Genomic DNA, 2,504 nt, shown 5'->3' on the forward strand with positions numbered 1-2,504 from the left:
GGGGGCAATCTGTCCGGCTACGCCATCACCGAGAAGAAGTTCGTCCCCGCCGGTCAGCAGTACCGCGCCTATGTCCTGCTGCAATATCCCCTGGGCAGCGCCAACCGCATCCTGGTCGATCAGGTCAACAAGAACAGCCTGCTGCAAGGCAAGGTTCGGGCGTCGAAGGCGTTTCAGGACTTGGAGAAGGACATCCAGGATGCCCGGAAGGGGGGCGGTGCGGACTCTGCCAGGAAGGAATAGCTCCTATGCCGTCGCCATCATTCCATCGGCCAATCGCGGATTTCCACCGATCCGTCCGAATAGACCTCGACGATCCGGTTGACCAGATCGGCCATGGCCTCGACCTCATCCAGTACGGCGGCAAACAGGCGAACCTGGACCTCGGCCGGAATTCCGCCGGGAACGATGATGACCAGCCCGGCGTGGATATTCTCCCTGGCGTAAAGCTTCAGGAAATCCTTGGCGTTGTTGGTGACGAAGACAAAACCCTCGTGGCGGATGATGGGCAGCAGGTCGCGGTCGGCGGTCCCCGTCAGCCCCCGGAACACCACATGGCTGGCGTCATGCCCCCTGGCATGGGCCAAGGCCACCAGATCGGGCGACAGGCATTCGTCGATCAGGAATGGATCGCGCATGGCGGACGCCCCGCCTTTTCCCAGGCGAGGCAGGCGTCGATGCCATCGGCGGGCAATGACGGGTACGACCGGAAAATGTCAAAGCGGCTTTTCCCCGTCCGCACTTCCGCCAGGACGGTGTCGGCGGGAATGCGCGTCCCCGCCACCACCGGCACCCCGCCCAGAATGCCGTCGTCGCTGACCACCATGGCCGATATGGACTTGCCGGTCGCCATGACCATCCTCCTGAAACTCCCTGGAAATATGGTCTCGGTTATTTCGGTTCGCAACGGGAATCGGTGCCGGGGGCCGAGCCTGCGTCACCGGCTCAGCTATCGGAATAAGCGAATGACATCGCCGCATGCCGTGGGGATACTGGCGGCAAGGGCGTGGATGAGATGAGGGCGGTGATGATGCGGAAATCACGGGGCACACTGAAGAGCGGGCTTTTGGCCCTAGCTCTGTCCCTGGGCCTTGTCGCCCAGGCGCTTGCCGGGCCGTTCGAGGATGGTCTGATCGCGTTTCAGCGAGCGGACTATGATACGGCGCTTCGGTTATGGCGGCCGATGGCCGAACAAGGTGACATACCATCACAATACACCCTAGGGCTTATGTATTCTGGAGGAATAGGTGTCTCTCAGGACCTGGCCGAGGGGGCGAAGTGGATTCGGAAAGCAGCTGAACAAGGAGTTGCGGAGGCCCAGCATCTCCTTGGAACCATGTATGGCGCTGGTCAGGGTGTGCAGCAGGATCATGTGGAGGCCGATAAGTGGTTTACGAGAGCCGGCAACCAAAAATCTATTGATACGTGGATTAAGCTTGGCTTTATGTACGCCGAAGGAAAAGATGTGCCGCAAGATTATGCCGAGGCGATCAAGTGGTATCGTAAGGCTGCGGACCTCGGCGATTCAACCGCACAATATGCTACTGGAAATATGTACTTTGAAGCCAAAGGCGTCCCTAAAGACTATTCAGAGGCAGCGAAATGGTACCACAAGGCGGCCGATCAAGGGCATGCCACGGCACAGTATGTTCTTGGCATCGCTTATATCGGAGGCAAAGGAGTTTCCCAAGATTATGTCGAAGGTGCCAAATGGGTTCGGAAGGCCGCTGACCAAGGGCATGTAGATGCCCAATTCCTCCTTGGGAGGATGTACATTGAGGGGAAAGGGGTGAGTAGAGACTTGGCCGAGGCAGATATATGGCTTCGCAAGGCAAATAAATAAGTTTTACTGTCTGCTTCACATAAGGCGAAATTAAATTCTATGAATTTATCGACATTTTAGTTTTTAGCTGCCTCAAGATGGTCTGTGAGGGTGTTATGAATTTTGCTTCAGATAGCAGGTGTGGCATCCGCTTGATAGCGACAATCGCAGCCTCATTCCTTGTTGCAGGCTGCGCCAGTCAAAATTTGGCGAGAACATCAGCGGATCTTACATCCCTTGAGAGAGCTTTTATAAATGGCGATGCATCTCTGACCTGCGAACTTGTCTGCTCTGGCACGTGGGGGGCAAGCAGAAGAAATCTTCAAAAACTATATGAACAACAGCAGTGGACCGACCTTGCTGCCGGAGTGCATCAAATTGGATTTAACACAGATCTATCATGGCTGTATATTGGAAGATCTGCTGAAGGTCTTGGGTATATACAGGCGGCACGAATATATTATCTAAAGGCTCTTTCGGCAGAGAAAAAATGCAAGACCATCCTTCTGGACAATTGTAATGATCTTGATGTCCCATCCCTGGCAAGGGATTGGCTCGCCCGCTTGGGAGGGGCAAGTACAGTCACTGATTTGCTCCCCCAACAGAGATATGACGCCGCCTTTGCACTGGCTCAGAGAGGGGACTATGATGGTGCTGAGCGGGCCTTCCCTCACCATCCATC

4 protein-coding genes and 1 pseudogene are annotated in these 2,504 nt (G+C 55.6%); 3 read left to right on the forward strand and 2 right to left on the reverse strand.

From position 1 onward, the window contains the following. Nucleotides 1-243, forward strand: a pseudogene (locus tag MTBSS4_RS17805) (hypothetical protein); the annotation flags it as partial. Nucleotides 244-260: 17 nt separating this feature from the next. Here the strand turns inward: MTBSS4_RS17805 and MTBSS4_RS17810 are convergent. Both MTBSS4_RS17810 and MTBSS4_RS17815 read right to left on the reverse strand, forming a co-directional pair. Then, entirely contained in the window at nt 261-638 is a 378-nt protein-coding gene (locus MTBSS4_RS17810) for a DUF5615 family PIN-like protein (protein WP_173984723.1), read from the reverse strand. After that, nucleotides 620-853, reverse strand: a complete 234-nt coding sequence (locus MTBSS4_RS17815; protein WP_173984724.1) for a DUF433 domain-containing protein — start codon at nt 851-853, stop codon at nt 620-622. Before MTBSS4_RS17815 ends, MTBSS4_RS17810 begins: the two co-directional genes overlap by 19 nt. Nucleotides 854-1,027: 174 nt before the next feature. Here MTBSS4_RS17815 and MTBSS4_RS17820 point away from each other — a divergent pair, with 174 nt between their 5' ends. Together MTBSS4_RS17820 and MTBSS4_RS22205 are read left to right on the forward strand one after the other, a co-directional pair. Further along, nucleotides 1,028-1,843, forward strand: coding sequence for a tetratricopeptide repeat protein (locus MTBSS4_RS17820; protein ID WP_173984725.1), 816 nt, complete (start codon nt 1,028-1,030; stop codon nt 1,841-1,843). A gap of 95 nt (nt 1,844-1,938) precedes the next feature. Further along, nucleotides 1,939-2,504 (forward strand): hypothetical protein (locus MTBSS4_RS22205; RefSeq protein ID WP_217425578.1); only part of this gene is annotated, 566 nt, incomplete at its 3' end.

Origin of the sequence: Magnetospirillum sp. SS-4 (assembly GCF_902729425.1) — a bacterium.
In the GTDB taxonomy this organism is placed as follows: Bacteria; Pseudomonadota; Alphaproteobacteria; order Rhodospirillales; family Magnetospirillaceae; genus Phaeospirillum.

What these genes read in the sequence shown, in the direction of transcription:
- MTBSS4_RS17810 (WP_173984723.1), bottom strand. Translation starts at nt 638, where the DNA reads ATGCGCGATCCATTCCTGATCGACGAATGCCTGTCGCCCGATCTGGTG.
- MTBSS4_RS17815 (WP_173984724.1), bottom strand. Translation starts at nt 853, where the DNA reads ATGGCGACCGGCAAGTCCATATCGGCCATGGTGGTCAGCGACGACGGC.
- MTBSS4_RS17820 (WP_173984725.1), top strand. Translation starts at nt 1,028, where the DNA reads ATGATGCGGAAATCACGGGGCACACTGAAGAGCGGGCTTTTGGCCCTA.